This is a genomic window from Vicinamibacteria bacterium (assembly GCA_035620555.1).
In the GTDB taxonomy this organism is placed as follows: domain Bacteria; phylum Acidobacteriota; class Vicinamibacteria; order Marinacidobacterales; family SMYC01; genus DASPGQ01.
This window is the reverse complement of the sequence record DASPGQ010000526.1, coordinates 1-5,738: the sequence shown is the minus strand read 5'-3', so window position 1 is coordinate 5,738 and position 5,738 is coordinate 1. Positions and strand designations below refer to the sequence as shown.

Genomic DNA, 5,738 nt, shown 5'->3' with positions numbered 1-5,738 from the left:
CTTCCGGAGATCGCGGTTCGTCGCCGCGATCACGCGGATGTTGGCCTTCAGAGCCCGGGTGCCGCCCAGCCGCTGGAACTGCCGCTCCTGCAGCGCGCGCAAGAGCTTCGCCTGGGCGGAGGGGCTCATCTCGCTCACCTCCTGTCCGGGCATCGTCGCTGAGCGCTGGTGAAGGCGCCGCGCTCGTGCCCGAAGAGCTCGGACTCGAGAAGGTGCTCGGGAAGCGCGGCGCAGTTCAACGCGATGAACGGGTCGGCTCTCCGGGTCGACGCTCGGTGGAGGAACCGGGCGATGACCTCCTTGCCCGTACCCGACTCACCGCTGAGAAGGACGGTGGTATCGGTCGCCGCGACCTGCGTCGCTTTCTTCAGTACGTCCCGCCGCTCCACCGATTCTCCCACGACGCCGGAATGGGTCTTCGAGGCCTTCGCCGCCCGCCCATCCTGGGCAGCGGTCACGGCGCTGGGCTCGAAACGGTCCCATTCTCGAATGAACCTCGCGCCCCGGGACCTGCGCGAGGCGACTCGTCTGCCGATGCGCACCCGCGAGCAGTATGCGTATTCCCGTGCGCCGCGGCAACCGGCACCGATCCGATCCGTTTCCCGGAAGTGGCTGGGCGGACGTGCGATGGTTCGCGGCGAGCGACGGGTGCAATTGTGGCATCGATGTTGCCCCCCAAAGCATCCGCAATAGCCGAGGGTCTGCCGTAGGACTGGCACCACGGGATGTCGCGAGTGCGTCCGCCGGCACGTAACGGCAGGTCATATGAAGAGACCGGGAAGGCGAGCGAGCTCCACTGGGCGGCGGATCGACGACGCTGACCTCGTGGGCTGCTCCCGCCGGCGACCGGCTAGGAAGCAAGAATCTCCGCTTCGCGCCGCGGCCGATCCAACGTACGAAGCCATCGCGCGGCGGGCGTTCGACCCGAACGAGCGGCGAGGGGAAGGCCTCAGTCGCGTTGGGGGACGACTGGCTTCAGGCCGAGCGCGAGCTGCGGGCTTTTGGAGGCGATGTCCCCTCGTGAGCGGATGTCCGTGATGAGTGCGCGGTATGGAACGAACATGGAGGGTTCCGTTCCCGTGAACCGAGCGGGGAGCTGTTCTCGCACCGGACCTTGCCCTCGGACTGCGGAGACATGATGGCCGCCAGGATGTCCATCCTGCTCGCCGCGGTCGCGGCTCGTCTTGCGGGAGCTCTCGACAGCGGGAGCGTCTCAGGCAGGATCACGAACCCGGCTCAGGAGACGGTTGCCGGAGTTTCGGTCACCCTTGCCGAGAACGGCGGTCCCGCTCTCTCCCAGGTCTCGAATGCGGAAGGCGAATTCCGGTTCGCGGACGTCCCTCCCGGGACGTACCGCCTGCTCTTCACCTTTCCCGGCTACGAGGATCTCACGGTCCAGGACGTGATCGTCACGGGCGAGGTCGAGAGCCGGGTGGACGTCTCTCTCTCTCTCTCGAGATTCATGGAGAGCGTAATGGTCCGTGGAGTGGTCCCGGTCGAAGAAGGGGTTCCGGCCGAGCCCAACCCTGCCGTGGAAATCGAGACCGCACGACTCGACCTCCTCCCTTTGTCGACGGACCGCTTCCACGACGCCTTCCCCCTGTTGCCCGGAGTGGTTCGGGACCCGGAAGGCCGCATCAGCTTCAGCGGCGCGCGGCCTACCCAGTCGATCCTGCTCGTGAACGGCGCAAACGTTACCGATCCGGTGACGGGGGACTTCGCCGTGGACCTTCCGCTGAGAGCGGTGGAAACGGTCAAGGTGACCGAGATCCCGTATTCCGCGGAGTTCGGCAGGGTGACGGCCGCGGTCGCGGAAGTGAACACCCGCGCGGGGACGGATGAATGGCACCTGGACATCGGAGACATCCTTCCGAAGATCAACTTTCGTGATGGGAAGATCCAGGGCATCCGCGCGTTCGTTCCTCAGATCGCGGTCCGGGGCCCCATCGAGAAGGGAAAGCTATGGCTCGCCCAGAGCCTCGCATACCGGTTCGTGAGGTCGCGCGTCTACGACGTCGAGTCCGGTGGGGACGAGAGCGTGCTCGAGAGCTACGACAGCTTCACCCAGCTCGACTGGAGGGTCGCGGAGAATCACCACGTCACCACGACCTTCTCCTACTTCCCAGGCGAGACCGATAACCTGGGATTGAACGCGTTGAGCACCGAGGCCTCGACCCCGGAGTTCCACAGCAACGGATGGAACGCGGCGGTTTCCACCCGCTCGACGGTCGGAAAGAACCTGGTCGAGATCCTCGCGGCGGGAAAGGAGTACTCCCTGTCCCTTCGGCCCAAGGGGGAGGGCGCGTCGGTTCTCACCCCGGACGGGCTCAGGCAGAACTACTTCAACAACGTGGAGCGAGACACCTCGCGCTTCGATCTTATCGGCAGCGTGACCCGTTCGTATTCGGACCTCTTCGGCAGCCACCTCCTGAAAGGGGGCGGAGGAATCGTCCACACGAGCTTCGACGGGATCGATCGCTCGCTCCCGCTGGACGTGGTCGGGACGGATGCTGCGCTCGTGGGACGCGTTCGCTTCCTCGGAGACCCCTCGGTCGAGGGCTCGGACTTGGTGGCCTCGGCCTACCTTCAGGACCTATGGCGGCTCAACCATCGCTTGGGCGTCGAGCTCGGCATCCGCTACGACTACGACGATCTCCTCTCCGACTCCCGGATCGTACCGCGGTTCGCGTTCGCGGCGGCTCTCGACCGCGACGGCCGTACGATACTCCGTGGAGGAGCGGGTGTCTTCTACGATCACGTTTCCCTCCACGCCGACGCATTCGAGCAGTTCCAGAATCGCGTCGAGACGGGGTTTGGGGCGGGCAGCGGGTCCGATCCAACGATCGTGTTCCAACACCGGATCGCGGACGAGGGCCTCAGCTCGCCTCGCAGCGTCTCCTGGAACCTCGAGCTGAACCGCGAGCTCGCAAAGGGGCTTCAACTCCAGGTCGGCTATCGCCACCGAGAGGGCGCCAAGGAGATGGTGATCGACCGAATCGTCGAGGGGAACCGGGGAACCTACCTTCTCTCGTCGCGGGGGGAATCCGAGAGCCGCGAGCTCGAGGCGACGCTCCGCCTTTCCACCCGGCCCGACAGGGAGCTGTTTCTCGCCTACACGCGGTCGCGTTCCGAGGGGGACCTAAACGACCTCGGGGCGCTCTACCAGAATCTGCGGTACCCCCTCATCTACGCGAACGAGAGGTCGCGCCTGGGCCACGACGTTCCGCACCGCTTCCTGCTGTGGGGAACCTGGAGGCTCCCGCGGGATATCGAAGTCCGACCCTCCTTCGAGTGGCGCTCCGGCTTTCCCTACACCGTCTATGACCGAGGGTTCGCTCCGGAGGGCGAGCGGAATCGGGGGGGACGGTTCCCGCGCTTCTTCTCTTTCGATATCCGTGTCACCAGGGGCGTTAGGGTGAAAGGCAGGGACATACGCCTGGGCCTCCAGCTCAACAACATCGGAAGCCACTTCAACCCCCGCGACGTGGTCTCGAACGAGGGGAGCGCGCGCTTCGGCCAATACCTGAACAGCGTCGATATGGGTATCTCCCTGCGCCTCACCCTATCGAGGGTGTGGTCCAAGGAGGAGTGACGGCCTTCGCTTCGAATGGGTCGCTGGTCCGCGGTGGTGCCGTTCTCCCTCGCCTCTTCTCCAGGGTCGCGAGAAAGGAGGGATCGCTCGACGACCAAGGCAACCTTCTCGAGGCCGATGTCGCCCCACGTGAGAGGATGGTTTCACGCTTCCTCGACCGAGAGGTGCAGGGTTTCGAGAGCTTCCGAAGCGCGCTCCCGGGCGCCGATGACCTCGAGGGTCTCACGGATCCGGGCGGGGCTCCCCCAATCGCTCCACAGGAGGTTCGAGAGCTTGGAGACCACAAGGTTCGCCGTCGAGGCCTGCAGGAGATCCCGGGACAAATCCAGGGTCGGAAGCGTGCGATAGATTCGTTCCAGCACCGCCGACTCGTTCTCGGTTCCCAGGCTTTCCCACAGCTCCACGAAGGGAACCATCATCTGCGGCAGGTGGCGCCAGCCCAGGCGCCAGAACGACTGAACCTTCCCTACGAGGATGGCCGTGTTCCAGAGGGCCCCGTTCCGAAAGGCGGACTCTGCCGCTTGTCGACTCCCAGCTCGCGCCGGATGAACTCCTGGGTCCTCGTGCCCTCTCCGCCCGCAAGAATGATCGACCACAAGTGTTCGCTTGCGACTTCCTTTCCCTCTGTCACCTTGCTCATTGCCGCCTCCGCGGAGCGGTTAGCAAAACGGATGCCGCTTCTCGACGCGTCCCGCCCGAGGAACCGTGTCGCGAAGCGGCGGAACGACCGGAGCCATTGCCCACCGGCACCGAGCGTGCGCGTCCTCGTGCAACGCCGCCGCCGGTGGCGGCGATCCGATCCGTTCGGGCAGGAGGAGGGGACGGTGCGAGGAGTGGCGATGCCGCGCATGGCCTCGAGCTCGAGGATGTGCCGTCCTCACCACGCTGAAGGGATCGAGATGATGGAGCCGCTCCCGAGCTTCACCAGATGCTTCACGTTCTTCATGCCCATCTCGTTCCGCGGCCGTCGCTGAAATGCGGACCGCGACCATCGCGCGGGGAGTAGTGCGCCGCCCAGGCGTCGGAGCCACGGCACGTGGAGCCGGTCGTGCCGCAGAACAGGACGTTCATCTCAGGGCCTCACCGCGTTCGATCAGAGGCTCTCGATCTGAGCTACGCTCGGAACCACCCGGCCGGGCTGGAACGCGAAGGAATCGAGTTGTTCTTCTCTCGTGACCCCCGTCAACACCAGGATGGTTTCCAGGCCCGCCTGCACACCCGCCAGTATGTCGGTTTCCATGTTGTCGCCGATGATGACGGAGCTCTCGGCATGGCCGCCGAGACGATTGAGCGCAGCTCGCATCATCCAGGCGCTCGGCTTTCCGACGTAGAACGGGCGCTTGCCGCTGATCCGCTCGATGGGCGCGGCGAGAGCACCGCAGGCGGGCTGGTGGTCGGGACCGGCCACGTCCGGATTGGTGGCGATGAAACGTGCTCCTCGCGCCACGAAATGGGAGGCCTTGTGGATCATCTCCCAGTTGTAAGAGTGCGTCTCCCCGAGAACGACGAAGTCGGGATCGATGTCGGTGACCGTGAATCCAATGCGATAGAGCTCGTGGGTCAAGCCGCCGTCACCGATGACGTAGGCCTTTCGTCCCGGCTGTCGGGAGAGGAAATCCGCCGTCGCCATCGCGGAGGTATAGAAGCACTCCTCGCGAACGTCCAGGCCGGCCGCTGAGAATCGATTCTGGAGATCACCCGGCGTCTGCGAAGGGTAGTTCGTGAGAAGAAGGAGCGGATGCTCATTCTTCACGAGGCCGTGGAGGAACTCACTCGCTCCGGGGACCGCCTCGTTGTTCACGAGCAGGACGCCGTCGATGTCGCAGAGCACGGCCTTCATGCGCCCATGACACTCCGTCAAGAAACGCCAACCCGGCAAAACGATGGTGTGAATCCTTCGCCGCGACACTCTGCGCGCCTCAACCTCGGACGGGCGTGCGCGCTTCGCTCCCACGAGGCCTGTGCCCCTTCGTGCCGGCTCTCGTGGCGGCCGAGGCAAACAGCGTTCGAATTCTCGATGGAGATTGTCTCGAGGCTCGCGGCGGGACCGTCCTCTCCTGCGAACCAGCCGCTCATGCGCTCCAAGAGCCCGGCGAATATGGGTACGACTGCCGGGCGGTTCGACATACGCACACCTCCTTCCATC

General features: G+C 65.1%; 5 protein-coding genes. 1 reads left to right on the top strand and 4 read right to left on the bottom strand.

What is annotated here, in order from left to right; translation table 11 throughout:
* Together VEK15_21445 and VEK15_21440 are read right to left on the bottom strand one after the other, a co-directional pair.
* A partial coding sequence (locus VEK15_21445) for a sigma 54-interacting transcriptional regulator (protein ID HXV63278.1) occupies positions 1-129 on the bottom strand: 129 nt, incomplete at its 3' end.
* A gap of 5 nt (positions 130-134) precedes the next feature.
* A complete protein-coding gene (locus VEK15_21440; protein ID HXV63277.1) occupies positions 135-542 on the bottom strand; it encodes a sigma 54-interacting transcriptional regulator in 408 nt (135 codons plus the stop codon).
* A gap of 593 nt (positions 543-1,135) precedes the next feature.
* Between VEK15_21440 and VEK15_21435 the strand changes: the two genes are divergently transcribed.
* Positions 1,136-3,592, top strand: a complete 2,457-nt coding sequence (locus tag VEK15_21435; protein HXV63276.1) for a TonB-dependent receptor — start codon at positions 1,136-1,138, stop codon at positions 3,590-3,592.
* 143 nt (positions 3,593-3,735) lie between these two features.
* Here VEK15_21435 and VEK15_21430 read toward each other — a convergent pair whose 3' ends face one another.
* Positions 3,736-4,188, bottom strand: a complete 453-nt coding sequence (locus VEK15_21430) for a hypothetical protein (GenBank protein HXV63275.1) — start codon at positions 4,186-4,188, stop codon at positions 3,736-3,738.
* 497 nt (positions 4,189-4,685) lie between these two features.
* Entirely contained in the window at positions 4,686-5,432 is a 747-nt protein-coding gene (locus tag VEK15_21425) for an HAD-IIA family hydrolase (protein ID HXV63274.1), read from the bottom strand.
* Between the last annotated feature and the right edge of the window lie 306 nt (positions 5,433-5,738).

Excerpts from the sequence above, each read along its gene's own strand:
- VEK15_21425 (HXV63274.1), bottom strand. The coding sequence starts at position 5,432 with ATGAAGGCCGTGCTCTGCGACATCGACGGCGTCCTGCTCGTGAACAAC.
- VEK15_21435 (HXV63276.1), top strand. The coding sequence starts at position 1,136 with ATGATGGCCGCCAGGATGTCCATCCTGCTCGCCGCGGTCGCGGCTCGT.